This window comes from Arthrobacter sp. NicSoilB11 (genome assembly GCF_019977375.1).
In the GTDB taxonomy this organism is placed as follows: Bacteria; Actinomycetota; Actinomycetes; order Actinomycetales; family Micrococcaceae; genus Arthrobacter.
Map to the genome: position 1 here is coordinate 140,360 of NZ_AP024657.1, position 24,283 is coordinate 164,642.

A 24,283-nucleotide genomic window follows, 5' to 3' on the forward strand; every position below is an offset into this window, starting at 1 on the left:
CTGGCCGGGCCCTTTGCTTACAGCGCCTCTCTGGCTGCGGAAGCCGCAACGATGTCGCCGGCCTCCTTGAACAGGGCCCGCATCCACTCGTGCTCGGAGTCCCGGTCATGGCTCGGGTGCCACCACAGCGCATTAACCAAAGGGGTTGCGTCGAAGGGCAGGGGCAGGACCCGCACGCCGTCCAGCTGCAGGGCAATGGGTGCCAGGGCTGCCTGGATAAGCCCTATCCGTTGCGTCCCCAGAACGAAGTGGGGGAGGGATAGGAAACTCTCAACCGCGACCTCTACGCGCGGTTCAATCCCGAGTTGCTGGATCTGGCGCTGGGCCGACGTAAATGCGGACCGGGACTGGAAGGTCATGACCCACGGAAGCTCCGCGACGTTTTCCATGGTGATGCGTTCGGCCACTGCCTCGTTGGATGAGGAGACAACGGCCATCCAGCCATCCCGCCACAGGTCCTGGTACGGGAGGCCGCTGAGGAAGCCGTGCGGAATCACCATTCCGTCCACGGCGCGCAGACGGTTTGCGGCGTCCTCAACCACGAGCGGGTTGTGCAGCATGAACCGGAAGCGGACCCCGGGAGCGCGTTGGGCTGCCAGCTCCGAAACGACCCGGCCAATGGTGCTGAAACCGTAGTCGGAGCCATAGATGGCGAATTCGCGCTCTGACTCAGCCGGCTCCCACGACGCCTGGCTCTCAAAGACGCGGCGGGCAGCCTCCAGTGCGGTGGTGGTGTGTTCGGCCAACCGCAGCGCGAAAGGCGTCAGTTCATAGGCATTGCCGCGCCGGGCCAGGATGGGATCACCAAAGTGAGAACGGAGCCGCGCCAGTGAAGCGCTCAATGCCGGTTGGCTCAAGTGAAGGCGCTCCGCTGCCCGGGTCACGCTGCGTTCCGTGATGAGCGCATCCAGCGAAATCAGCAGGTTCAGGTCAAGCCGGGCGAGCGGTGCGTAGTTGGTCACGGAGCTGTCTTTCGATCGTGAAGTACGTCACCGGATTCTATCAGTGCCTTCAATGCGTCGAGCGGTGTGTATCACCCTCTCTAATGCGACCTGGGGCGCTCCGGCAACGGTGCCCGTTCCGCAGACCCCCGTCAAACTTATGTCTTTCATAGCAAAGACTTATGTGCTTTTCCTACACATCTCCTTCATACTGGTGAGTGACCGGGATCACCGCTCCCGGATGTTCTTCGACAACGAAGTCTGAAAGGCTGAACATGACACAGCACCGACGCTCCCTGGGCCTGAAGGTTGCCGGCGCCCTTGCCGTCCCCACCCTGGCTGCCCTGGCCCTTACCGGCTGCTCCTCTTCCGCTGAAAGCGCCAGCTCGTCGGGCAGCAAGGAGTTCTCGCTCTCCTTCGCCACCTCCAACACGATCGAAAGCCCGTTCCAGAAGCTGGGCGAGGACTACATGAAGGCGCACCCGGACGTAAAGATTACGTTCAACCCGCAGCCCAATGACTCCTACGACCAGACCCTGCGTACGCAGCTCCAGGCCGGCAACGCCTCCGACGTCGTGGTGACTTCCCCTGGCGCGGGCCAGGGGCGCAGCATCCTCCCGCTGGCCGAAGCCGGCTTCCTGGAGCCGCTGGATGACGCTGCCAAAAAGCTGCTTCCGGCAGGAAGCGACAGCACTTTCGGGAAAGACGGCAAAGTCTACGGCCAGGCAACGGAAATAACCGTGGCTGCCCTGGTCACGAACGAGACCGCGGTCAAGGCCGCCGGCCAGTTCCCGGCTGACTTCGCGGCCCTGGAGGACCAGTGCAAGACCCTTGCGGCATCCGGCAAGTCGCTCTTTGCCATCGCCGGCTCGGCCCCGCCCAACACTGGCCTGATGGCCATGTCCCTGGCTGCCACGCGCGTCTACGCGGAAGACCCCAAATGGAACGAAAAGCGCGCAGCCAAGGAAGCGACCTTCGCCGGTTCCGATGGCTGGAAGTCCGCCCTGGAGTCGGTCAACACCCTCAAGGACGCCGGCTGCTTCCAGAAGGGCGCCGCCGGTGCCGGTTTTGACGCCATCACCAAAGGCCTTGCCGGCGGAACGTCGGTAGCAGGCTTCATTCCCGCTCCCAGCTGGAAGCAGCTGCAGTCCGCCGCGGCCGGAACCGACTTCGCCGTGCGCGCACTTCCAGCGGAGAAGGGCTCCGGCAAGGACTACGTTTACGCCAGCGCCAATTACGCCTTCTCCATCAACGCTGCCTCCAAGAACAAGGACGCTGCCAAAGCGTTCCTGGACTGGGCAGCCGAGCCGGAGCAGACCAAGGCTTTCGCCGAGATCGACGGCGCCCTCCCCGTCAGCGGGCTGGACAAGTACGACTTCGAAAGCGGCGCCTACAAGAACGTCGGCGAACTGATCAAGAACGGCAGCTACAGCCCCCTGCCGAACATCCAGTGGCCCAACTCCGCGGTCTACGACGCGCTGGCCACCGGGGTCCAGGGCATCGTCACGGGCCAGAAGAGCCCTGACCAGGTCCTGCAGGCCATGGACGCCGCCTGGGGACAGTAAGCGTTCGTCACCATCAACGTTCCGACATGACTCAATGGGACAAGCAAGGAAATACCATGACTGCGACGATGCAACCCAAAAGCGAAGCAGCTGAAGCACCCCGGCGAGGCAGGCGCACCCCGGCGGCGGGCCAGGACGCCCGCCCCCGCGGCCGCGGCCTGGAGTTCGGACACTGGTGGTGGGCCCTGCCCGGGATTGCCTTGGTGTTTGCCATCCACTATGTGGCAACAGGAATCGGCGGCTTCTTCGCGTTCACCAACTGGACGGGCATCGGCGCGTTCAAGATCACGGGCTGGGCCAACTTTGAAGCGATCTTCAGGGACCCCACCAAACTCGGGGCACTGTCAAACACCCTCTTCCTGGCCTTCGGCTCGGTCCTCCTTGGCAACATCGCAGGCCTGATCATTGCACTGGGGCTTAACCGCGTAATCAAGACGCGCTACATCCTCCGCACCCTTTTCTTCATGCCGGTAGTGCTCAGCCCGTTGGCCACGGCCTACATCTGGAAGTACATCTTCGACTTCGACGGCCCGCTCAACGCTTTCCTCGCAGCGATCGGCGCCGGCGACCAGGCCAAACCCTGGCTGGCGGACCCGCAATGGGCCATCTGGACCGTCCTGGTAGTGCTTGTCTGGTCCTCCACCGGCTTTGCCATGGTCATCTTCATGGCCGGCCTGGCCGGCGTCCCGGTCGAAGTGGAGGAAGCGGCAGCCATCGACGGCGCCAACCTGTGGCAGCGGTTCCGCAACGTGACCCTTCCCGCCATCCGCCCCGCCGTGGCCGTTGCCACTACGCTGGGGATCGTCCAAGGCCTCCGGGTCTTCGACCCCATCATGGCGCTCACCGGCGGTGGGCCGGCCGGGGCGACGGAAACTCTGGCCACCCAGGTCTACAAACAGGCCTTCGCGCTGGGAAACTTTGGCGGCGGCGCCGCCCTGGCGCTGGTACTCGCCGCGATCATCCTGATCTTCGCCGTAATCCAGCAGCGGCTGACGCGATCGAACCCCGAGGACTAACGCATGTTCCGCTACACCAAACTGACCCTGCTACGGGAAATCGGGCTCTGGGCCCTGGCCCTGGTTTTTCTCGCCCCGTTCTACTTCCTGGTGACCACGGCACTGAAGCCAAACGGCGAACTGTTTACTACCTCGGCGCTGGCTCCGCCCGTCAACCCCGATTTCAGCAACTTCATTGCGGTGCTGTCCGCAAAGGGAAATTCCAACGTGGTGATGGGCCTGGTTAACAGCACCATCATCACCGCCGGCAGCATCCTGGGGCTCGTTGCCCTCGGCTCCATCACCGGCTACGTCATCTCGCGCAGCACCAGGCGCTGGAGCAAAGGAGCTTACTACCTGTTCCTGATCGCCATCATCCTTCCGGGCCAACTCGGCGCTGTGCCTCTGTATATGGGTGCCCGCGCCCTCGGCCTCACCGGCTCTGCCTGGGGCCTGATCGTCCTGTACACCGGCATGCTGCTGCCGCTGTCGATCTTCCTGTATTCAAACTTCTTCCGCGGCCTCGGCACGGATTATGAGGAAGCGGCAACGATTGACGGCGCCAGCAAGTCCCAGATCTTCGCCCGGGTGGTGTTCCCCATGATGGCTCCGGCCACGGGAACGGTCACCATCTTTGCCGGGCTGATCGTGTGGAATGACTTCTTCACATCGCTGATCTTCCTGGGCGGCTCCGCCAACCAGACACTGCCGGTGGCCATGTACTACTACATCGGGTCCCTGGTCTCCCAGTGGAATTCGATCTTCGCCATCGTGATCGTGTCCATGATCCCCATCCTGGCCCTGTTCCTGTTCGCCCAGAAGCGCTTCATCCAAGGTTTCTCCGGCGGCCTCAAGGGCTAAGCGCCACCCACGACCATGCGCCCCCAGGCGCCTGCCCTGGTCCACCGCGCCCAAAAACGGCACCCGGGGAAGAACAACCTCACCTCCTTAAACAACCCATCCGACTTCAGGAGACACCCATGTTTCAACTTGCACCCAATATCGACCTGCTGTTCACCGAAGCTGGAGAAAGCGCCGCCGACCGAGTCCGCGCCGCCGCCGCGGCCGGCTTCGACGCGGTGGAGATGTGGGGCCCCACGGGCAAGGACATCCCGGCCCTCAAGGCAGCACTTGAGGAAACCGGGGTCCAGCTCACCGCACAGCTGGCCGAGCCCCGGATGCAGTTCATGATCCCGCCCAAGGACCACGCCCCCTTCTACACAGGCCTGGACGCCGGAGTCGAGGTGGCCCGACAGCTCGGCTGCCCGCGGATCGTGGTTGGCAGCGGCACCGGTTTCGGCGGGCGCAAGCGCCAGGACCAGCTGGATGAACTGATCGAGATCTTCACCAAGGGCGTGGCCCATATCGAAGGTTCCGGCATCACCCTTGTCCTTGAGCCGGTGAACATCAGGGTGGACCACCCCGGGGCACTCCTGGACCGGACCTCGGAGGCAGTCTACGTGGCCAGGGGAGTCAACTCGCCCGGTTTTGGTGTCCTTTACGACCTCTACCACTCCACTGTCGAGGGCGAGGACGCCGTGGCCGAGCTGGCCAACGCCGGCGACCTCATCAAGTACGTTCAGATCGCCGACGCCCCGGGGCGCGGTGAGCCCGGCTCCGGTTCCATCGACTGGCCCTCGCGGCTCGCGGACCTGCGCAACAGCGGCTACGCCGGCCCCATCGGGCTTGAGTACTACCCGACGATCGACTCTGCGAAATCCGTGCGGCGGATCCAGGAACTGGCGGCGGAACGGTGAGCGGCAGCCGCTACCCCGGCTCCGTGGACGTCGCCATCGTCGGCAGCGGTCCCACGGCTTCGGCCTACGCCCGGATCCTCAGCGAGGAAGCACCGGGCGCCACCATCGCCATGTTCGAGGTGGGCCCCACGGTCAGCAATCCACCCGGCGCCCACGTCAAGAACATTGAGGATCCGGAACGGCGGACCCTTGCGCAGCGTGCCTCGGAAGGGCCCGGTGCGGGAGCTGAGACGGTAAATTCCCCCGGAGCGGTCAAGAGCGGGCAGCGAAGGGCCAGGCCGGGCACCTACCTGCTCCAGGACGGCTACTCCTTCCCCGGCGAAGACGGCATGCCCGTAGCAGCCATGTCCAGCAACGTGGGCGGAATGGCCGCGCACTGGACGGCCGCCTGTCCACGGCCCGGCGGCAATGAGCGGATTGCGTTCCTTCCGGACCTGGAACAGCTTCTTGACGACGCGGACCGCCTCCTGGGTGTGACCAGCTCCGCCTTTGACGGCGCACCGTTCTCCGACCTCGTACGGGAACGCCTCGCCGCCGCGGTGGACAGCGGCCGGGCCCCCGCCTACCGGGTCCAGCCCATGCCGCTCGCCGTCCACCGGCGGGAGGACGGCCGGCTCGCCTGGTCGGGGTCCGACGTCGTCATGGGCGACGTGACCCGGGAAAACCCGTTGTTCCAACTGTTCGACGAATCCCTGGTGACGAAGGTCCTGGTGGAGGATGGCGCGGCAGCCGGCGTCGAAGTCCGGGACCGCCGCAACGGAACCATCTCCCGCGTGGCCGCCCGCTACGTGGTGGTGGGCGCCGATGCACTGCGCACGCCCCAGCTGCTGTGGGCTTCCGGCATCCGGCCCGATGCCCTGGGCCGGTACCTCAACGACCAGGCTCAGGTGGTGTTCGCCAGCAGGCTGCGCGACGTCTCCGCGGGCGGCACGCACCCGGCGGCCGCCGGCGCGCTCAGCGAGCAGGCCGGGGTGGCGTGGGTTCCTTACACCGATGAGATGCCCTTCCACGGGCAGATCATGCAGCTGGATGCATCCCCCGTCCCGCTGGCGGACGACGACCCTGTTGTTCCGGGCTCAATCGTTGGGCTGGGGCTGTTCTGCGCCAAGGACCTGCAGCGTGAGGACCGGGTGGCGTTCGACGACGGCGCCCGCGACTCCTACGGAATGCCCGCCATGCGCATCCACTACCGCCTCACGGAGCGGGACCACGAGGTGCTGGACCGTGCCGGCAGGGAGATAGTGCGGCTGGGCAAGGCGGTGGGCGAGCCGCTCGACGAGCGCCCGTTCGTCCTTCCGCCGGGATCGTCGCTGCACTACCAGGGCACCACGCGGATGGGAAGGACCGACGACGGCGAGAGCGTCTGTTCCCCGGACAGCCAGGTGTGGCAGGTCCCCGGCCTCTTCGTGGCTGGCAACGGCGTCATCCCCACCGCCACGGCGTGCAATCCCACGCTGACGGCGGTGGCGCTCGCCGTGCGTGGGGCCAGGAAAATCGCTGCCGATATCAACAGCGCTTTACTTATGTCAGAATCAGACAATAGACTGTCAAAACAATGAAGAAGAGGCCCGGTGTGGCCCTTCACAGCAAGTGCAGGCTAGGCATGCCGCAGACAAGGAGGTCTCGATGATCGCCGACCGCATAATCGAGCAGGGAACACTCACCACGCAGGGCGGCCGCACCGCCGTCGAAGTCCGGATCCCGTGGTACCGCGCCCTTCCGGGTTCCTGCATTGCAGGGGCAGCCCTGACGGTGGACGGCGTGGCCGCCGCCGAAGGTTCGCTGAAGTGGACCATGAACAACCGCACCTTCAGCTTTGAGGAACTCGTGGAGGAAACCGGCGAATGGTGGTTCCCGCTGGACTCCGCCGTCCTGTCCGGGGACCTTCCCGTGGCGGAGGGCGAGGCTGAGCACGAAGTCCGCGTGGACCTGAAGCTTTATATCCCATACATCATCACCGACCACGGCGTGCTGCACATCGAAGAGCACGACACCAAGACCATGAAGGTGGCACAGCGATGACCAGCCTTGGCACGCCCATCCAGGGCGTCACCCTCTACAGCTTTACCCGCGCCTTCCACGGCCGGCAGTACGACCTCGACGGCCTCATCCGCCGGGTCGCGGCCGAAGGATTCGGTCCGGGACTGGAGGTCATTGGCTTTTCCAGCCTTCGCGGCTTCCCCGACCGCATCGATGACAACTTTGTGGGCCAGTTCCGGGACCTGGTGGCAGAGGCGGACCTGGTTCCCACCTCCCTGGCCGTCAACGTGGACACCGGCATCCGGCGCGATCGGCTGATGAACCATGGCGAGCTGGTTGAGTACATGCGCAAGCAGATCGAAGTGGCTTCCAGGCTGGGCTTCCCGATCGCCCGGGTCCAGATCTCGCTGACCCCGGACGCCATGGAGAGCCTGCTGCCCGTCGCCGAACAGTACGGCGTCACGCTGGCCCTGGAAGTCCATGCCGACCAGCACGGCGCCCACGAACGGGTGCTCGCGCTCCGTGACCGCTACGAAAAGCTCGATTCCCCACTGCTCGGGTTCACTGCCGACTGGGGTGCCACCGTGACCGGTTTTGCGCCGTCATTGCTGGAGGCCTACCGCCGCCGCGGCGCCTCGGAAGACCTGCTCTGGCAGGTTGTGGAGCTGTGGAACGGCTTCTACGCCGAGGGCCCGCCCAACACCCAGAAGGTTCACGGTGAACGCTTCGGCGCCTTCATCGGGCTTGCTGCCCGCAACGGCAGGCCGGACCTCGGCATCGACTTCGCCATCAACGGCACCGGCCTCTTCGGCCCCGCACCGCTGGACACCTGGCTGGAAATCATGCCCTGGGTCCGCCACGTCCACGGCAAGTTCTTCGGCATCGACGAGAACGGCGAGGAACCCTCCGTGCCGGTCCGGGACCTGGTCCGCCAGCTCGTGGAGAACGGCTACTCCGGGGCCATCTCCAGCGAATACGAAGGCTGGCACTGGAACAACTGGCAGGACCCGTTCGACATCATCCGCGGCGAGCAGGCCGTCCAGCGGTCCGCAGCCGCCAACGCGGGCTCGGCCATGATCACCGACCCCGCAGAAGCCCGCCGCATCCTCAACAGCCACCTCGCCCAGCCCGTCCGCGGCTGACACTGAAGGGAACACAAACATGACTGAAGGCATCGCCGGCTCCGGCATCGAGCTTGGCATCACCCTCTACTCACTCACCTCCGAATTCGCCGCCGGGCACTATACGCCGGAGACATTGATTAAGGCCGTGGCCGACGAAGGCCTCGGCCCGGGCGTCGAGTTCAACATCGCGCAGATGCTGCGCACCTACCCCGACGTCGACAACGACTTCGTGAAGCTCTGGCGCGACAGCATGGACCGCTACGGACTGACCCCCAGCGCCGTGGGCACCAACCTGGACATGGGCCGCCGCAAGGACCGTGACATGACGCCGGACGAAGAGTTCGACTTCTTCGCACGGCAGCTCAAGACCGCCAACACGCTGGGCTTCAACAAAATCGTCATCCGGTCCGCCGGCAAGGAACTGCTGCGCCGGCTGCTTCCGCTGGCCGAAAAGTATGACCAGAAGCTGGGCTACGAGATCCACGCCCCCCAGGGCCCCAACGATCCGAAGATCCTGCAGATCCGCGAGATGTATGAGGAGCTCGGCAGTGACCGGTTGGGCTTCACCGCGGACTTCAGCTCCACCATGCACAGCCTCTCGCCCACCCTGTTCCGCACGCTGACCCAGATGGGCCTGCCGCAGGAACACTTTGCCGTCATGCAGGACATCTGGCGCAAGCCGCTGCCCATGCAGGAACGCAACCAGGAGTTTGAGGACTACCTGCGGGAGAACAACTTCGACCCGGCGCAGCTGGGTCCGTTCACCCGGCTGGCCTTCAACATGCACGGCCTGGTTCCACCGGAGGAATGGTTGGACATCATGCCGCAGATGTTCCACGTCCATGCCAAGTTCTATGACATCGACGGGAACGGCAACGAGCCCGCCATGGATATTCCGAGGATTGTCCGGCAGTTCGTCAAGGGCGGCTACCAGGGCTTCCTCTCCAGCGAATGGGAAGGCCACGCCTTCGCCGACCTTGGCGAATCGGATCCAATCGACCTGGTCAAGAAGCAGCATGCCCTTATGCGCCAGGCCATCGAGGAATCAGTGGTTCCCGCCTAAGGAGAAATCAATGCCTGCGACCGACACCGACCTCACTGCCGAGGTGGAACGGCTTCGCTCCGAGCTTGGCGAAGCGCTCCGGCTGGCGCGCCGCGCCAACGACCGGGGCGACATCGAGAACCTGTTCAACCGCTACATGTACCTCCATAATGCGTTCGAGGATGAGCAGATCATCCCGCTCTGGGTCAAGCCGGGAACGCCGGGCATCCGGGCCCGCTACACCAACGCCGGCCAGTACACCGACTACGACAGCGTGATCCGCTATCACCAGGGCCGCCCCCGCCCTGAAGGCAAGCTCATCCTGCACTACACCACCACTCCGGTCATCGAAGTGGCGGCCGACGGCAAGACCGCCAAGGGCGTCTGGATCATGACCGGCAACGAGTCCGGCCTGACCGACCCGGACGTGGCCAAGGAGAGCCCCGATTACATGTACTCGCCGGGCGAAGTCCAGGGCAAGAAAGTCTGGGCCCACTGGGTCTGGTGCAAATATGCGGTGGACTTCCTGCGTCAGGACGGCGAATGGAAGATCTGGAAGTTCCGCTGCTACGAGTTGCTCCGGGCACCCTTCGAGGAAAACTGGATCAGCTTCGCGGAGAAGAACCAGCACGCCTTCGCCCTGGACCTCATGTACTTCGGTGACGACGGAAAGCCCGTCTTCATGCCGCCCGCGGACCAGCCGGTCCCCAGCCAATACCACCCCTACAATCCGTCGGCCCGGCAGACGCTGGAACCGCAGCCGCCGCTACCCCACCAGACATTCGTCGACACCTTCGAGTAAGGACCATCATGGCAACCCACAACTCCCTTTTCCAGGACGCTGACGTCCGCCGGCACCCCGAGGGCATTTCCGTTTCCGTCCAGCTGCCCTGGTACCGCAGCCTCTGGCTGTCCGCCGTTGACGACGTCGCGGCCACCGTCAACGGGAAAGAAATCCCCAAAGAATCACTCCGCTTCGAACTGCAGGGCCAGTCGTACTCCATCGCGGAACTCCCGGAGCAGTGGGAAACCCTGTGGTTCGTGGCCGACAAGCCGGACATCATCATCCCGCTGGACCGTGTCCCCGACGCCGGCGAGGAAATCGACGTCGAAGTCATCCTGACCCTCCGCCTCCTGTACATGCAGATCGCCCCCATGCACTACGTGGGCAACCGCGTCGCCGTCGAACGGAAAGTAGTGCTGGCATGACACGCCTGCGCGTGGCCATGATCGGCTATGGCTTCATGGGTGCAGCGCACTCCCAGGGCTGGCGCACCGCGCCCCGCTTCTTCGACCTGCCGGCCGAACCGGACATGGCCGTCGTGGTGGGCAGGAACGCCGACGCCGTTGCTGCCGCCGCCGGGAAATGGGGATGGGCTGAGTCAGCCACGGACTGGCGCGAGGTGGTGGCGCGTAACGATATCGACGTCGTGGACATCGTCACGCCCGGCGACTCGCACGCGGAAATCGCCATTGCGGCGCTCGAAGCGGGCAAACACGTGCTGTGCGAAAAGCCGCTGGCCAACACGGTGGCGGAAGCAGAAGCCATGGCGGAGGCGGCTGAAAAGGCGGCAGCCCGTGGCGTACGGGCCATGGTGGGCTTCACCTACCGCCGGGTCCCCGCCGTCATGCTCCTGCGCAATCTCATTGCCGAAGGTGCCGTAGGCAAGGTCAACCAGGTGCGCGCCTCCTACCGGCAGGACTGGCTGGTTGACCCGGACATGCCGTTGGCGTGGCGCCTCCAGAAGGAACATGCCGGCTCCGGCGCACTCGGCGACATCGGTGCCCACGCCATCGACCTGGCGCAGTTCGTGACCGGACAAAACATCGACAAGGTGTCCGGCGTCATCGACACCATCGTGAAGGAGCGGCCGCTCCTGGACTCCGGGTCCGGGCTGTCCGGCACGGCCACGGCCGGCTACGGCCAGGTGACTGTGGACGACATCGCCATCTTCACCGGCCGGTTCGCATCGGGCGCACTGGCATCGTTTGAGGCCTCGCGTTTCGCCACCGGGCGGAAGAACGCGCTGCAGATCGAAATTTCGGGAGACAAGGGTGCCCTGGCCTTCGACCTGGAAGACCTCAACAGCGTCCAGTTCTACGACCGGACAGTACCGGCGGACAGGCAGGGCTTCCGGAAGATCCTGGTCACCGAGCCGGACCATCCCTACGTTTCGGCCTGGTGGCCGGCCGGCCACATGCTTGGCTACGAGCACGGCTTCTCGCACCAGGTCAAGGACCTCGTGGAGGCCATCTCCAGCGGCATTGACCCGCAGCCGACCTTCGACGACGGGCTCGGGGTGCAGCGCGTGCTCGACGCCGTCGAGCGCAGTTCCGACAATGACTCCGCCTGGACGCGCGTGGCCGCCCGTGTCCCCGTCCAGGCCGGCTAGGAAAGGGAAACTACATGGCACGACCAATCACCCTCTTCACCGGCCAGTGGGCCGACCTCCCCTTCGAGGAAGTGGCCCGGCTCGCCGGCGAATGGGGCTACGACGGGCTGGAAATTGCCTGCTGGGGAGACCACCTGGACCCGTGGCGCTGGGATGACGAGGCCTACGTGCAGGGCAGGCTGGACATCCTGCAACGGAACAACCTGAAGGTGTGGACCATCTCCAACCACCTCAAGGGCCAGGCCGTCTGTGACGACCCCATCGACGAACGGCACCGGGGAATCCTGCCGGACGTCGTCTGGGGTGACGGCGACCCCGAGGGCGTCCGCCGCCGTGCCGCCGAGGAAATGAAGAACACTGCACGCCTTGCCGCGAAGCTGGGCGTCAAGACCGTGACAGGCTTTACCGGATCATCGATCTGGAAGTACGTGGCCATGTTCCCGCCCGCCTCCGAAAAGATGGTGGACGCCGGTTACCAGGACTTTGCGGACCGGTGGAACCCCATCCTTGACGTCTTTGACGAGGTGGGTGTCCGGTTCGCCCACGAGGTGCACCCGTCCGAGATCGCCTACGACTACTGGACCACCCAGCGGGCCCTGGAGGCGATCGGGCACCGGGAGGCCTTCGGGCTGAACTGGGACCCCAGCCACATGGTGTGGCAGGACATCGATCCGGTGGGATTCCTCTGGGATTTCAAGGACCGGATCTACCACGTGCACTGCAAGGACACGAAGAAGCGGCTGGCCAATGGCCGCAACGGCCGGCTGTCATCCCACCTGCCGTGGGCCGACCCCCGCCGTGGATGGGACTTCATCTCCACCGGCCACGGTGATGTGCCCTGGGAGGACGCCTTCCGGATGCTGAACTCGATCGGCTACCGGGGACCGCTGTCGGTGGAATGGGAGGACGCCGGCATGGACCGCCTGGACGGTGCGCCGGAGGCCCTGGCGTTCGTGCGCCGGCTCTCCGGGTACCAGCCCTCGGCGGCGGCCTTCGACGCAGCCTTCAGCACTAAATAGCGACGCCGGCAATGGAACGGCCGGCCCTGGAAGATCCCGGGGCCGGCCGTTTCCCTGCTGGTGGAACCAAGCGCCGCGCAGGCTCAGCCGAAAGGGGCCAGTGCCGTTTCCGCCAGCGCCAGGTGCTTCCGCGTCATCTCCGTGGGGTCGTTCGTCAGCCATTCGTGGCCGCCCCATTCGCTGGTCAGCGTGCCGCTGAAGCCGCTGCGGCCAAGCAGGCAACCAAGGTCCCGCAACGGCTGGGAAACCCGGCCGCCGTCGTCGTCCAAATCCCAGAACTTCAGGTGGAAGGCACCCACGCGCGGCAGGATGCCCGCCAGGTCGGCGGCGCCGCTGCGGCCAAAGCGGATGAGCAGGTTCATGAAGAGGGTGTGGATCTGCGGAGGCACGTCGCCCGAACGGAGCAGGGCGGTAACGGCGTCGAGCGTGGCGGGGTCCCGCCATTCGTCTTCCAGGCGGCGGATGAGGTCCGGGGAGATGCCTCCCCGCCTTAGTTCCTCAAGGTAGGTGACGGGAAGGGTGGGCATCAGCATGCTGATGTCAACGAGGACCCGCACCCGGTCGTCGTCAAGCCGCGCAATCGCCTCCAGGGCCGGTGCCACGGCGGGATGGTCCGGAACCTGCTGGCCCTGGATTTCCTCGTACAGGACCAGATCGAGTTCGTGCAGCAGCGGCCGCACCATCGCAAGGAGCTCCGGGCCCGCCTGCCCGATGGGGAGCCGGACGCCGCCCGCTCCCACCCGGTGCGCCGCGCGGAGCTGGGGGACCAGGAAGTCCAGGCGCTCCTGCGCGGAACGGCGCTGGGTACGGGTAACGAAGTCATCCAGGCTCACGCCAACGATACTGACGCGTCCGCCCCGGGCCACCAGGCTCTCCCGGAGCTCATCCACCTCGCCGTCGCTTGGATCCGGGAACGACCGCCACACCAGCCCGGGTTCGAGCTCGATTGTCTTTACGGTGGAGTCGGCGATTCCGGCCACGATGTCAGGGGCCCTTCGGCGGGCCGCGACAATGTCCGGCGCCCAGTTAAATGTGCTGGCACACAGAGTCCAGCCCTCCGGAAATACCGTTTCCACAGCAAGCCCTCCCGGTTATGCTTTTTACCTGCAAACTTATGCCTAATTCAGGATAAAGGATATCGACTATGTTGGAAATGGCCCTGCGGCATGATGCGCTGACTGCCACCCCGGAAGGATTCGAACTGCGCCTGGGCCTGCCCTGGATCCGTTCCATGCCCCTGGCCAGCGTGGCCGGTCTCCGGCTGGCGGTGGCCGGCGTTGCGGTGGCACCCCCTGAGCTGGCGGTGGTGCTGGGCGCCCGGCGGGTCCCGGCGGACGCCCTTCAGGCGGAGGCCGGGTGGTGGTTCATCCAGGACCGGCTCGTCCTTGCCGCCCCGCGGGAACTCCCGGCCGGGACGCACGCAGTCGCCGTCGATTTCGAGCTGATGGTGCCATATCTGCAGGCACGTCCCGGCTCGCCGCTGGTCCTGCCGTTCCACGTGGAGTCGCGGCTGGACGCTGGCCGGACGGCGGAGCCAGGTACCTCGCGCGACGTGGCCTGACCTGCACCCAGGCCGGTTCCGAAAAGGAGCCTAGGCGGGTACCGCCACCCGCTCCGGAGACGGCCTGCCTTCCGCGAACCAACGGGGGAACGTGATCTCAAACAGCTGCTCGCGGGCCAGTTCGGCGCCGCCACGAAGGGGCTCCCGCTCATCATTCACCGACAGGGTAATGGTGAGGTCCCGGGTAGCCAGGGGCAGGGAGAGTTCGTAGACGCGCCGCCGCACCTCGGCCAGGAACACTTCGCCTGCCGAGGCGATGGCGCCGCCAATGACGATGACGCCCGGATTGAACATGTTGACCAGCGCGGAAATGGTTTCACCCGCCACGCGCGCCGACTTCTGGATGAGTGAGATGGCAAGGGAATCCCCGCCCTGCGCAGCGAGGGTGATGTCCTCCAGGGTCAGCGGGGCCTTCTTTGTCCGTCCGGCGAGGGAGGTTTGGACTCCCTCCTTGATGGCCTGCTCGGCGTCCCGGACCAGGGCCCAGCCGCCGGCCACCGCCTCCAGGCAGCCCACCTTGCCGCACCGGCACTGGGCGTCGGAGTCGGCAACCCGGACGTGGCCGATATCGCCGGCCGCCCCGTTTGCACCACGGTGGATCCGGCCCTTGGACAGCAGGCCGGCCCCCACTCCGGACCCGATCTTGCAGTAGATGAGGTCCGTCAGGGAGTCGCGCCGCCGGGCGCGCTCACCCAGGGCAAGCAGGTTGGAGTCGTTGTCCACCCACACCGGTGCATTGAAGCGCTCCTCGAAGGGGGTGCGGACGTCGAAACCGTTCCACCCCGGCATGATGGGCGGGGCCACGGGTTGTCCTGTTGCGAAGTCGACGGGGCCGGGAAGCCCCACTACCACGGCCCACACGGGCACTGCGGGGTGCTTCTTCAGCACATCGTCGACCAGTGACATGACGGCGGTGATTGTTTTCTCCGGCCCCTGGGCGATGTCCCATGGGCGGTGCGCGTGGTCCTGGATGTCCCCGTCCAGCGCGGCTATGCCCACCCGGATATGTGCTGCCCCGAGGGCGCAGATCACGATCCGCCCCTGTTCCGCGCGGAAACGGAGGGTGCGTGGAGCGCGTCCGCCGGACGACGCTCCAAACTCTCCATCGCCCAGGAAGCCGATCTGGATGGCCTGGTCCACGCGCTGGCTGACGACGCCCCTGCCCAACCCTGTGACCTTGCCGATCTCGGGCCGCGTGGTCGCCTCGCCTGTCCGGACCAGGTTCACGATCCGGAGGAGGCTGGTCACTTCATCCGTCTGGGCTCCAAAGCGGAGGGTGGAGTCTGTCGTCATGGCAACAATTCTCACACAGGGAGGCTCACTAACGCGCTGTTTGTGGGAACTATGGCTGCAACATCCCAAACTTATGCATAATAAATACATAAGACGGGAGGCTGGGATGCCGTGGAATGTGGGAATACTGGGAGCAGGACCCGGGGTGGTGGCCCTCCATCTCCCCGTGCTTCGACGGCTGCCGGACCAGTTCACCGTGCGGCATATTGCCGATGCCGGCAGTGGGCGCGCCCGGGGGCTGGCGCAAGGGTGCGGTGCCCGCTGGTCGACGGGCGAGGCGGACCTTCTGGCGGACCCGGACGTGGACGTCATTGCCGTTTGCAGCCCGCCCGGTGAACATGCGCGCCAAATCCTGGCTGCCGTGGCGGCCGGAAAGCGGGCCATCTTCTGCGAGAAACCGCTGGCCATTTCCCGGGAGGAGGCCGGCGAAGTCATAGACGCGTGCAGGTCCGCGGGCGTCCTCCTGCTGGTGGGCACCAACCATCTCTTTGATGCTGCCTGGGGACGCGCCAAGCACCACCTGGTGGCACGTGAAGGAAAGGTCCAGGCCGTCTCGGTCACCGTGGCGCTTCCTCCCAATGACAGGTACCACCAGCTGGTAGCGGAAGGCGGTCCCTTCCAGGCTCCCCGCCGCGGCCACCCGGATTTGGATGACCCGGCCGTGGCGGCCGGAGTCCTGCGGCAGCTGCTGACCGGGTTTTCCGTCCATGACCTGCCTGCCGTCAGGGACGTCGCGCCGAGTATCGACGAGGTGGCCTACGCGCGGCTGGTTCCGCCAATTGGTTATCTGGTGGGGTACCGGGCCGGCGGCGTCCTGGTCCATCTGGCGCTTACCATGCTGCCGCAGGGGCCGGATGCCTTCTGGCGCATGACAATCGCCACCTCCCGCGACAGGATCGAGGTTGATTTTCCGACTGCCTTCGTCCATGCGGGCAGCGCTGCTGTCCGCGTACGCAGTGTGGGCGGGCAATGGACGGAGTATCGGCGGGACGAGGACGACGGCTACCTGGCGCAGTGGCGGCTCTTTGCCTCCCTCCTCGAAGGATCCGCCCCGGTGGAGTACGACGAACTGCTCGCGGACGCGCAGTATGTGGTCGACCTTGCTGATGCCGCTGCAGCCCGGCTTCTTGAAGCAGCGCGGGCATGAGCAGCGCGGGCCGCGTGTGGAGCGTCTTCACGGACCTGCCGTCCTATCGCGCCGCCGTCGCCGAACTGCCCGTCACCACCATCCGCTCCACGGGTGCCAGGGGAAGCGTGGTGGTGGTTCCCGGGGGAGGTGACTGGTGGAGCGGCATGCTGGACGCCCGGGACGAGGGAGCGGTGGCCGTGGTGATTGCCGGCCCGGGGATGCCGCGGAAGGCTTTGGTCCAGGAGGCGTGGCCCGGAGATATCCCTGTGATTGTCGAGCGGCCCCGCCTGCGCAAGGACGTTGTTGAAGACGCCCTCCGGGCAAGGGGCCGCAGCGCGGCGCGCCTGGTATCCGTGGAGTGTGCGGGGCCGGTTGCGGCGCTGGATGCCCTTGCCTGCGACGGATTTGGCTGGCTGCGGTCATTGGCGGGAGCATCGCCGGCGCTCAAATCGGCCGCGGCGACGGGTGGGGGCAGGATGGCGCTCCTGCACCACCCCGGACGCCCTGCAATGGCTCCCGGCACCCTCCTGGCGACGCCTGTCGGCGGGGCCCATCCGGGAGGCCTGCTGCAGGTCCTTGCCCTTGGGGAGGTTCGGACGGAAGTGACCGTGGACCAGCCGGCCGGACTGACCCGCGTGGAGACGGCCACCGAGGAGGGATCCGTGCGGGCCTCGCAGCGCTACGAAACGTCGCCCCGCCTGGCTCTTCGCCGGGCAATCGCGGCGCTGACCTCCGGGGTGCCCGTGATGGACCTGGCGGAACTGTTGGACGACATGGCGCTGGCACTCGCCCTCCGGGATGGGCGCTTTGACCCGCAGTCATGATGTCAAATTGAAGCATTCTTATGTTGCTTTCCAACGTAAGTCTCGATAGGGTGGAAGTGGCGCCGGGGTTCCAACCGGACCCGTTCTCCGTCGTGATGCTGCGCCGGAGGCACACCACGTCGCGCCGACGGCCCGATCGTTCGGGCAGACCACAATGACACTCTCGCCTGTAAAGCTCCGCTTCCTCGTCGCCTCCCTCCTGTCCGTCTCCTTCCTCGGGGCACTGGATCACACTGTCGTCTCCACCTCCCTGGCCACCATTGCCGGCGAACTCGGCGCGCTTCAACTGATGAGCTGGGTGGTCGTGGGGTACACGCTGGCCAGCACTGTGCTCCTGCCCGTGCTCGGCAAACTCGGCGACGTCCTGGGGGCCCGCCGGGTCTTCCTGGCTTCCCTGGTGATGTTCCTGGCCGCCTCCCTGGTGTGCGGCTTTGCCACCAGCATGGAGTGGCTGATCGGCGCCCGCGTCCTGCAAGGCATGAGTTCGGCCGGCCTGCAGCTGATGTCGCAGACCATCATTGCCCGCGTGACTACGCAGCGGGAGAGGCCGCGCTACATGGCCATCATCGGCGCTGCATTTCCCATCGCCATCCTGGTAGGCCCCGTCCTCGGCGGTGCCATCACCGATTACTGGGGGTGGCAGTGGGTCTTTTGGATCAACATCCCGGTCGGGGCTGCGGCACTCGCCTTCGCGCTGGCTGCCGTCCCGCGCCTGGAGCCAGGCCCCGCACCGCGGCATTTCGACGTTGCCGGCGCTGGAGTGTTCACCGCCTCGCTCGTGGCACTCGTCCTCGCCGCCTCCTGGCTCGCAGAGCCTGACGCCGGCGTGGCCACCGCAACCGCGGTGGCCATCAGTGTCCTGGGCTTCATTGCCTTTTTCCTTATCGAGCGGCGGGCCCCTGAGCCCATCATCCCGCTCCACCTCTTTGCCAACCGCACCATTGCCGCAAGCACCGCACTCTCGGCGATTATCGGTGTCGGCCTTTTCTCCATCACTGCCTACCTGCCCACCTACTTCCAGATGGCGTACCAAACCACCGCCACGGTGTCCGGCCTGGTTCCCATCGCCACCGTGTTCGGGATGCTGATCAGCAACCTGCTCACGGGCTGGGTGGCCAGCCGCACCGGCCGGTACAGGATTTTCCCCATCCTGGGGACAGTGCTGGGAGCCGCCGGGCTGCTGGTGATGGCGGTGCTGCCTGCCGGGCTTCCGCTGTGGGTGCCCATGATCGTGATGGGCTTTGTGGGCATGGGCACCGGGGCTTTCATGAGCCTGATCATCGCGGTTGTCCAGGGCGCCGCACCCGCCACCCAGACCGGCACCATGACCGCCACCATCAACCTGGTGCGGCAGGTAGGTTCAACGGTGGCCACGGCAGTGATCGGCGGAGCGATCGGCTCCGGCGTCGCGGTTCTCCTGCCGGCAGGCCTGGATGCCGGCAGGCTGACCCCGCAGCTGGTGCATGCGGCCGCGCCGGCGGTCCAGTCCGCTGTTGCCGGGATCTACAGCTCGGTGTTCACCCCCATTTTCATCAGCCTGGCAGCTGCCTACGCCCTGGGCATCCCCGCGGCCGTGCTGCTGCCGTCCGGGCGCCTCTCGGACGAACCCGTATCCGCTCCCCGCACACCTTCCGAAACCCTCTCGGCCTGATCTCAAAGGAGACATCATGTCCAACCCCACCATCGCCGTCGTCGGCAGCGGGCCCATTGGCTCCGCTTACGCCCGCGTGCTGCTGGAACAAGTCCCCACTGCCCGGGTGGTGATGTTCGAAGCCGGCCCGCAGCTGACCGCCGTTCCCGGCGAAAGCGTCCGCAACATCGCTGATCCCGCCGAGAAGGCCCGGGCCCGGGAGATGTCCCAGGGGCCACAGGCTGGGGAGTTCCGGGAATCCCTGGGCATTCCGGCCGGAACCGTCACCGAAGGCATGTTCACCGCCCGCCAGGGAACCCATCTCCTGGACTTTGGCGGGGAAGGCTCCGCCCACGCGCCGACCTTCCCAGCCGCAGCAGCCGCCACCAATGTGGGCGGCCAGGGTGCGCACTGGACCTGCGCCACGCCGTCGCCTGCCTTCAGCGAGAGGATCCCCTTCATCGCAGATGAGGAGTGGGATGGGCTGATTGACGAGGCAAAGCAGCTGTTGCACGTCCACAGCGCGGCGTTCGCCGACTCGAAGGTGGGGGAGGCCATCCGCAGCCTCCTGGACGAGGAGTTCGGTGCGGAGCTTCCCGAAGGCTACGGGGTGGGCAGGCTTCCGGTCGCCGGAGACCCGCAACCGGACGGATCCGTGCGGTGGGCCGGTGCCGACGTCGTGCTGGGCCCGCTGGTGGACGCTGGCAGTCCGCTGTCAGAACGGTTCGAACTCCGCGACCTCACCCTGGTCCGCCGGGTTGAGCTGGACGGAAACCGTGCCACCGGTGTCACCGTGCAGGACCTGCGGACGGGGGAGGAATCCTTTGTGCCGGCGGACGTGGTGGTGGTGGCGGCCGATGCCTTCCGCTCGCCCCAGCTCCTGTGGGCCTCGGGCGTCCGTCCTAAAGCGCTGGGCCACTACCTGACCGAACACCCGGTGGTGATTTCCACGGTGGCCCTCGACGCCGAAAAAATGCGCCGCTTCGCCGCGGAGGAGGACCTTGATGCCGAACTGGCACGACGGGCACAGAACCCCGCGGATCCCGTCGCTGCTGTGAACCGCATCCCTTTCTCCGAGCCGGAACACCCTTTCTCCGTCCAGGTCATGTACTCGGAGTCCACACCGTTCCCGATGGAACCCGGCAGCGCGTACTCGGACAACAGGTGGGGTTACGTCAACATGGGCTATGGCCTGCGCAAGCATCCCCGCTACGAGGATGCCGTCAGCTTCGACGACAATGAGCCCGACTACCGCGGCTTCCCCAACATGACCATCGAATATGCGCTCACCGACCGCGAAGAAGCGGAAATTGCCCAGGCCACCGAGCGGCTGCGGCGTGCCGGCAAGGCCCTGGGTGTCTTTGTGGCCGAGCCCCGGCTGATGCCCAATGGCTCCAGCCTGCACTACCAGGGCACCATGCGCATGGGGGCGGCCGACGACGGCAGCTCAGTGGCGGATCCCTGGTCCAGGGTGTGGGGCTACGAGAACCTGGTAGTGGGCGGGAACGCGCTCATTCCGACGGCCACGGCCATGAACCCCACGCTGATGAGCGTGGCCATCGCGGTGCGCGGTGCCCGGAAGGTGGCCGAGGAGCTGGGTTCCTGACCCGGCAGTCTGCAGCAGGCGGCATTTGAAAAGGCACGATCCGGGCACGGATAACCTGTGGGTATGAAGAATCTGGACCTGAACCTGCTGCCCCAACTTCAGGTCCTGCTGGAACTGCGCAACATTTCCCGGGCGGCGGAGCGGCTCCAGCTGAGCCAGCCGGCCACCAGCGCGGCGATGGCCAGGCTCCGGCGCCATTTCGACGACGAGCTCCTGGTCCGCAACGGCCGCACCTATGACCTCACGCCCTTTGCCCAGTCGTTGGTCCCGCTGGTTGATGAAGCCATGCTTCACATCCAGCGGGCCACGCGCGTGCGGTCCGGGTTCGACGCCGCCACCAGCGAGCGCGAGTTCATCATCGCCGCCTCGGACTACGCTGCGGCGCTCATCGTGGGGCCGCTGCGTGGGATCCTGCGGGAAGAAGCGCCGGGTGTTTCCGTGGACTTCGTCCCCACGGCCGGTTCGGGCATCCAAGGCCAGATGGCCGACTACTCCAAGATCGACCTGTTGGTGGGGCCAACGGGATACCAGATGCAGGGAGCCAGCAAGCAGCTCTTCCGTGACAGCTTCGTGGCCGTGGCCGACGCCGGCAATCCGCTGCTCCAGCAGCCCCGCCTGACCCTCGAAGACCTGACCGCGGTGCCTCACGCCGTCGGCTATTTTGGTGAGGGCATCAGCACCCCGGCGGACAAGCTGTTCGAGTCCCGGGGCATCCAGCGCCGGGTGGCTGCCGTGGTGGCCGGCTTCCTGTCCCTGCCGCTCCTGGTTGAAGGCACGGACCTTGTGGCACTGGTCCCGAGGATGCTGGCCGGACGGGCGCAGCGCGGCGCGGATATCGTGGTGCTGGAGTTCTCCGGCGGCACCGAAGCGTCCCTGGTGGAGGCCATGTACTGGCACCCGTCCCAGGCGGAAGATCCCGCGAGTGTGTGGCTGCGGTCAGTGGTCCAGCGCTCCTGCGCCCGGCTCCACGAGCTGTTCCCCGTCAACGCCCATCCGGTGGCTATCCACGCGGCGGATACCCCGTGAAGCCAGGCTTATTTTCTCCCGTGTCGGGGTGTCCTGGCCGATAATTCCTCCCGTGACGGGGTGGTTGGGCAGTCGTAGACTCGTGCGCAAGCGAGCCGTGCAGCGACTCAAACAACCCAAGGAGGACTGTCATGAGCAGTGTAACCACCAGCCCTGAGGCGGCGGCCGCGGCGCAAACCTTGTTCCGGGTGGCACTGGGAGGAGTGCTCGTCGCTCACGGATCCCAAAAACTCTTCGGCTGGTTTGGCGGGGGAGGCGTCGAAGGCACCAGTAAGGGCATGCACGCCATGGGGTTCCGCCCCGCTAAAACAAGCGCCGTCCTTGCGGGCGTAGGTGAAGCGGGAGCTGGGCTTGCCTTGGCCCTTGGGTTTGCCACGCCTGCCGCCGGTTCTGCTGCTGCAACCACCATGGGCGTAGCGGCCAGCGTCCATGCCCCGAACGGATTCTTCGCCCAGGAGGGCGGCCTCGAGTACCCCGCGGTGCTGGGCCTGGCAGCAGCGGCCTTCACTATCGGCGGCTCCGGGCCCTACTCCCTCGATGCCCTTACCGGCCATGTCCTGGACCGGCCCTGGATGCGGATCACCGCTTTGGCCGCAATCCCCACCGCCATTGCTGTCCAGGTTGCCCGTCGGCGCAAAGCCCTCGCCGCGGACGCTGCGGCACCGGCAGCAGGCACTGCCGCGACGGAAGAGGGCTGAACCCGTCCTGGCGATATCTGCGGGACTATCCGCGCGGCGGATACCACCTAGACCCAAGACGCCGTTCCGTGCCGGGCGAATTCCTGCGAAAGTCGTGAAAACACGCTTTCGGGAGGACTCCTTATGCCTGTCTCCAGCCACCGCCTGGCCGGCAGAACCGCCGTCATTACCGGAACGGCCAGCGGCCAAGGCAGGGCGGCCGCGCTCGCCTTCGCTTCCGAAGGGGCCTTGGTTGTCGGGTGTGACATGGACGACGACGGCGCCGCGGCTACCGTAGCGGCGGTCACCGACGCCGGGGGACGGATGAGCAGCAGCCGGGTGGATCTTACCGATGAGGCAGCAGTGGCTGGTTGGGCTGCCAACGTTGCGGAGCGCCACGGCCAGGTCCACATCCTCTACGCCAATGCCGCCGTCACGCGTTTCTCCCCGGTGGAGCAACTGACCTTTGCCGACTGGAAGTGGAACATTGAACACGAGATGGACGTGGTGTTCCTGCCGGTCAAGTACTTCTGGCCCCAGCTGATCCAGGCGCAGAACGGGGCCATCGTGTTGGTGGGATCCACGGCGGGGGTCACCGGGTCCATGACCAACGGCCGGCTGGCGCACACCGCCACGAAGGGCGCCGTGGTGGCCATGACCAAGCAGCTCGCGGCGGAAGGGGCCAGGCACGGCCTGCGCGTGAATGCCGTCAGCCCCGGCATGATCCGGACGGCCGCCACCGAGGGCAACCTCCTCGCCCCCGACCACCCCATGCGCACCATCGCCGGCAGCATCCCGCTGGGCCGGATGGGCGCAGCCGAAGAAGTGGCAAAGTGCGCACTGTTCCTTGCCTCGGACGAAGCGTCCTACGTGACCGGAGCCAACCTGATGGTCGACGGCGGCTGGTCGGCGGTGCTCCCGGGCTGACCCGTCTTCCGGGTCGGTCAGCGCAGCGCGTCGGAGACGGACTTGGCGCCGCCGTGGGAGGACTGGCCGCCGTCCACCGGAATTTCCGCACCCGTCACGTAGGACGAGAGCGGGCTGAGGAGGAAGAGCACGACGCCGGCCACTTCCTCGACGCCTCCGGTACGTCCCAGCGGGGTTTCGGCCAGGGTTGCCTGCCGGAACTCTGGTTTTGCGCCCGCTGTCATGGGTGTTTCGATGAAACCCGGATGGACGGTGTTCACACGGATCCCGCGCGGGCCCAGTTCCAAGGCGGCTAGCTGGGACAACCCGCGCAGCGCCCACTTGCTGGTGGTGTAGGCCACGGGATAATGCGCGGTCAGGCCCGCCACAGAGCCGACATTAACAATCGAAGCGCCGCTGCCCATCAGGGGCGCGAGCGACTGGATCCCCAGCAGGGCTCCGGCGACGTTCACCCCATAGACCTTCTGCAGATCGGCCACTGACGCGTCCAGCAACCGGCTGCGCTGGGTGATGCCTGCATTGTTGACCAGTCCGTCCACCCGCCAGCCGTGGGACTGGAGCCAGGAGGCGAGTTCGGACCAGCCGGAGGCATCGCTGACGTCCAGCTGCCGGTACAGCAACTGCCCGGCAGGGCCTGATTCTGCACGGGCCAGCTCCGCGGGCATGTCCGCCGCAAGGTCAGTGGCGATGACGCGTGCCCCGGCTTCCACCAGGAGCCGCGCCTCGGCAGCACCCTGGCCCTGGCCAGCGCCGGTGACCACCACCGTCCGGCCCTCGAGCTGAAGCGAAACCAC

Annotated in this window: 24 protein-coding genes; 20 read left to right on the forward strand and 4 right to left on the reverse strand. The window is 66.3% G+C overall.

The annotated features are described in order from the left end of the window. Window positions 1-17 precede the first annotated feature (17 nt). Window positions 18-962: a LysR family transcriptional regulator gene (locus tag LDO14_RS00680; protein ID WP_223993276.1), complete on the reverse strand. Its 945-nt coding sequence runs from the start codon at window positions 960-962 to the stop codon at window positions 18-20. A gap of 254 nt (window positions 963-1,216) precedes the next feature. Here LDO14_RS00680 and LDO14_RS00685 point away from each other — a divergent pair, with 254 nt between their 5' ends. From LDO14_RS00685 to LDO14_RS00740, 12 genes are all read left to right on the forward strand, one after another. Beyond that, the gene (locus LDO14_RS00685; protein WP_223993277.1) at window positions 1,217-2,506 is read left to right on the forward strand and encodes an extracellular solute-binding protein; all 1,290 of its coding nucleotides are present in this window, start codon (window positions 1,217-1,219) and stop codon (window positions 2,504-2,506) included. 56 nt (window positions 2,507-2,562) lie between these two features. After that, the gene (locus LDO14_RS00690) at window positions 2,563-3,522 is read left to right on the forward strand and encodes a sugar ABC transporter permease (RefSeq protein ID WP_223993278.1); all 960 of its coding nucleotides are present in this window, start codon (window positions 2,563-2,565) and stop codon (window positions 3,520-3,522) included. 3 nt (window positions 3,523-3,525) lie between these two features. Beyond that, the gene (locus LDO14_RS00695; protein WP_223993279.1) at window positions 3,526-4,362 is read left to right on the forward strand and encodes a carbohydrate ABC transporter permease; all 837 of its coding nucleotides are present in this window, start codon (window positions 3,526-3,528) and stop codon (window positions 4,360-4,362) included. A gap of 119 nt (window positions 4,363-4,481) precedes the next feature. Further along, window positions 4,482-5,258 carry a TIM barrel protein gene (locus tag LDO14_RS00700; RefSeq protein WP_223993280.1) on the forward strand — a complete coding sequence of 259 codons (777 nt, stop codon included), beginning with the start codon at window positions 4,482-4,484 and terminating at the stop codon, window positions 5,256-5,258. Next, the gene (locus tag LDO14_RS00705) at window positions 5,255-6,817 is read left to right on the forward strand and encodes a GMC oxidoreductase (RefSeq protein WP_223993281.1); all 1,563 of its coding nucleotides are present in this window, start codon (window positions 5,255-5,257) and stop codon (window positions 6,815-6,817) included. The genes LDO14_RS00700 and LDO14_RS00705 overlap by 4 nt, the downstream gene beginning before the upstream one ends. A 67-nt stretch (window positions 6,818-6,884) precedes the next feature. Continuing rightward, window positions 6,885-7,280 (forward strand): DUF6379 domain-containing protein, encoded by a 396-nt coding sequence (locus tag LDO14_RS00710; protein ID WP_223993282.1) that lies wholly within the window; start codon window positions 6,885-6,887, stop codon window positions 7,278-7,280. Next, on the forward strand, window positions 7,277-8,380 hold the full coding sequence (locus tag LDO14_RS00715) for a sugar phosphate isomerase/epimerase (protein WP_223993283.1): 1,104 nt from the start codon (window positions 7,277-7,279) through the stop codon (window positions 8,378-8,380). Before LDO14_RS00710 ends, LDO14_RS00715 begins: the two co-directional genes overlap by 4 nt. 19 nt (window positions 8,381-8,399) lie before the next feature. Further along, entirely contained in the window at window positions 8,400-9,425 is a 1,026-nt protein-coding gene (locus LDO14_RS00720; RefSeq protein WP_223993284.1) for a TIM barrel protein, read from the forward strand. Between the two features lie 10 nt (window positions 9,426-9,435). Beyond that, window positions 9,436-10,206: a nuclear transport factor 2 family protein gene (locus LDO14_RS00725; protein WP_223993286.1), complete on the forward strand. Its 771-nt coding sequence runs from the start codon at window positions 9,436-9,438 to the stop codon at window positions 10,204-10,206. Window positions 10,207-10,214: 8 nt separating this feature from the next. Beyond that, entirely contained in the window at window positions 10,215-10,613 is a 399-nt protein-coding gene (locus LDO14_RS00730; RefSeq protein ID WP_223993287.1) for a DUF6379 domain-containing protein, read from the forward strand. Beyond that, on the forward strand, window positions 10,610-11,797 hold the full coding sequence (locus LDO14_RS00735; protein ID WP_223993288.1) for a Gfo/Idh/MocA family oxidoreductase: 1,188 nt from the start codon (window positions 10,610-10,612) through the stop codon (window positions 11,795-11,797). The genes LDO14_RS00730 and LDO14_RS00735 overlap by 4 nt, the downstream gene beginning before the upstream one ends. Before the next feature lie 14 nt (window positions 11,798-11,811). Next, a complete protein-coding gene (locus LDO14_RS00740; RefSeq protein ID WP_223993294.1) occupies window positions 11,812-12,816 on the forward strand; it encodes a sugar phosphate isomerase/epimerase family protein in 1,005 nt (334 codons plus the stop codon). Between the two features lie 83 nt (window positions 12,817-12,899). Here LDO14_RS00740 and LDO14_RS00745 read toward each other — a convergent pair whose 3' ends face one another. Then, window positions 12,900-13,892, reverse strand: coding sequence for a sugar phosphate isomerase/epimerase (locus LDO14_RS00745; RefSeq protein WP_223993296.1), 993 nt, complete (start codon window positions 13,890-13,892; stop codon window positions 12,900-12,902). Between the two features lie 68 nt (window positions 13,893-13,960). Here LDO14_RS00745 and LDO14_RS00750 point away from each other — a divergent pair, with 68 nt between their 5' ends. After that, entirely contained in the window at window positions 13,961-14,377 is a 417-nt protein-coding gene (locus tag LDO14_RS00750) for a hypothetical protein (RefSeq protein ID WP_223993298.1), read from the forward strand. A gap of 30 nt (window positions 14,378-14,407) precedes the next feature. On the opposite strand, the gene LDO14_RS00755 is transcribed toward LDO14_RS00750, so the two are convergent. Then, window positions 14,408-15,670: an ROK family protein gene (locus tag LDO14_RS00755; protein ID WP_223993301.1), complete on the reverse strand. Its 1,263-nt coding sequence runs from the start codon at window positions 15,668-15,670 to the stop codon at window positions 14,408-14,410. Window positions 15,671-15,776: 106 nt separating this feature from the next. Between LDO14_RS00755 and LDO14_RS00760 the strand changes: the two genes are divergently transcribed. From LDO14_RS00760 to LDO14_RS00790, 7 genes are all read left to right on the forward strand, one after another. Beyond that, a complete protein-coding gene (locus LDO14_RS00760) occupies window positions 15,777-16,817 on the forward strand; it encodes a Gfo/Idh/MocA family oxidoreductase (protein WP_223993302.1) in 1,041 nt (346 codons plus the stop codon). After that, window positions 16,814-17,623, forward strand: a complete 810-nt coding sequence (locus LDO14_RS00765; protein WP_223993303.1) for a hypothetical protein — start codon at window positions 16,814-16,816, stop codon at window positions 17,621-17,623. Before LDO14_RS00760 ends, LDO14_RS00765 begins: the two co-directional genes overlap by 4 nt. Window positions 17,624-17,777: 154 nt before the next feature. Beyond that, a complete protein-coding gene (locus LDO14_RS00770) occupies window positions 17,778-19,274 on the forward strand; it encodes an MFS transporter (protein ID WP_223993306.1) in 1,497 nt (498 codons plus the stop codon). A 16-nt stretch (window positions 19,275-19,290) separates the two neighbouring features. Next, window positions 19,291-20,859 (forward strand): GMC oxidoreductase, encoded by a 1,569-nt coding sequence (locus LDO14_RS00775; protein ID WP_223993308.1) that lies wholly within the window; start codon window positions 19,291-19,293, stop codon window positions 20,857-20,859. Between the two features lie 63 nt (window positions 20,860-20,922). Then, window positions 20,923-21,885, forward strand: coding sequence for a LysR family transcriptional regulator (locus tag LDO14_RS00780; RefSeq protein ID WP_223993310.1), 963 nt, complete (start codon window positions 20,923-20,925; stop codon window positions 21,883-21,885). A gap of 131 nt (window positions 21,886-22,016) precedes the next feature. Further along, the gene (locus LDO14_RS00785) at window positions 22,017-22,583 is read left to right on the forward strand and encodes a DoxX family protein (RefSeq protein ID WP_223993312.1); all 567 of its coding nucleotides are present in this window, start codon (window positions 22,017-22,019) and stop codon (window positions 22,581-22,583) included. Between the two features lie 123 nt (window positions 22,584-22,706). Then, window positions 22,707-23,489 carry an SDR family NAD(P)-dependent oxidoreductase gene (locus LDO14_RS00790; protein WP_223993314.1) on the forward strand — a complete coding sequence of 261 codons (783 nt, stop codon included), beginning with the start codon at window positions 22,707-22,709 and terminating at the stop codon, window positions 23,487-23,489. A 17-nt stretch (window positions 23,490-23,506) separates the two neighbouring features. On the opposite strand, the gene LDO14_RS00795 is transcribed toward LDO14_RS00790, so the two are convergent. Next, window positions 23,507-24,283, reverse strand: a complete 777-nt coding sequence (locus LDO14_RS00795) for an SDR family NAD(P)-dependent oxidoreductase (RefSeq protein ID WP_223993316.1) — start codon at window positions 24,281-24,283, stop codon at window positions 23,507-23,509.

Bases quoted from the DNA above. Each gene is read 5' to 3' on its own strand.
- LDO14_RS00765 (WP_223993303.1), top strand. From the start codon at position 16,814: ATGAGCAGCGCGGGCCGCGTGTGGAGCGTCTTCACGGACCTGCCGTCC.
- LDO14_RS00775 (WP_223993308.1), top strand. From the start codon at position 19,291: ATGTCCAACCCCACCATCGCCGTCGTCGGCAGCGGGCCCATTGGCTCC.
- LDO14_RS00710 (WP_223993282.1), top strand. From the start codon at position 6,885: ATGATCGCCGACCGCATAATCGAGCAGGGAACACTCACCACGCAGGGC.
- LDO14_RS00790 (WP_223993314.1), top strand. From the start codon at position 22,707: ATGCCTGTCTCCAGCCACCGCCTGGCCGGCAGAACCGCCGTCATTACC.
- LDO14_RS00695 (WP_223993279.1), top strand. From the start codon at position 3,526: ATGTTCCGCTACACCAAACTGACCCTGCTACGGGAAATCGGGCTCTGG.
- LDO14_RS00715 (WP_223993283.1), top strand. From the start codon at position 7,277: ATGACCAGCCTTGGCACGCCCATCCAGGGCGTCACCCTCTACAGCTTT.
- LDO14_RS00770 (WP_223993306.1), top strand. From the start codon at position 17,778: ATGACACTCTCGCCTGTAAAGCTCCGCTTCCTCGTCGCCTCCCTCCTG.
- LDO14_RS00725 (WP_223993286.1), top strand. From the start codon at position 9,436: ATGCCTGCGACCGACACCGACCTCACTGCCGAGGTGGAACGGCTTCGC.
- LDO14_RS00685 (WP_223993277.1), top strand. From the start codon at position 1,217: ATGACACAGCACCGACGCTCCCTGGGCCTGAAGGTTGCCGGCGCCCTT.
- LDO14_RS00735 (WP_223993288.1), top strand. From the start codon at position 10,610: ATGACACGCCTGCGCGTGGCCATGATCGGCTATGGCTTCATGGGTGCA.
- LDO14_RS00755 (WP_223993301.1), bottom strand. From the start codon at position 15,670: ATGACGACAGACTCCACCCTCCGCTTTGGAGCCCAGACGGATGAAGTG.
- LDO14_RS00780 (WP_223993310.1), top strand. From the start codon at position 20,923: ATGAAGAATCTGGACCTGAACCTGCTGCCCCAACTTCAGGTCCTGCTG.
- LDO14_RS00690 (WP_223993278.1), top strand. From the start codon at position 2,563: ATGACTGCGACGATGCAACCCAAAAGCGAAGCAGCTGAAGCACCCCGG.
- LDO14_RS00760 (WP_223993302.1), top strand. From the start codon at position 15,777: ATGCCGTGGAATGTGGGAATACTGGGAGCAGGACCCGGGGTGGTGGCC.
- LDO14_RS00740 (WP_223993294.1), top strand. From the start codon at position 11,812: ATGGCACGACCAATCACCCTCTTCACCGGCCAGTGGGCCGACCTCCCC.
- LDO14_RS00700 (WP_223993280.1), top strand. From the start codon at position 4,482: ATGTTTCAACTTGCACCCAATATCGACCTGCTGTTCACCGAAGCTGGA.
- LDO14_RS00730 (WP_223993287.1), top strand. From the start codon at position 10,215: ATGGCAACCCACAACTCCCTTTTCCAGGACGCTGACGTCCGCCGGCAC.
- LDO14_RS00720 (WP_223993284.1), top strand. From the start codon at position 8,400: ATGACTGAAGGCATCGCCGGCTCCGGCATCGAGCTTGGCATCACCCTC.
- LDO14_RS00785 (WP_223993312.1), top strand. From the start codon at position 22,017: ATGAGCAGTGTAACCACCAGCCCTGAGGCGGCGGCCGCGGCGCAAACC.
- LDO14_RS00750 (WP_223993298.1), top strand. From the start codon at position 13,961: ATGTTGGAAATGGCCCTGCGGCATGATGCGCTGACTGCCACCCCGGAA.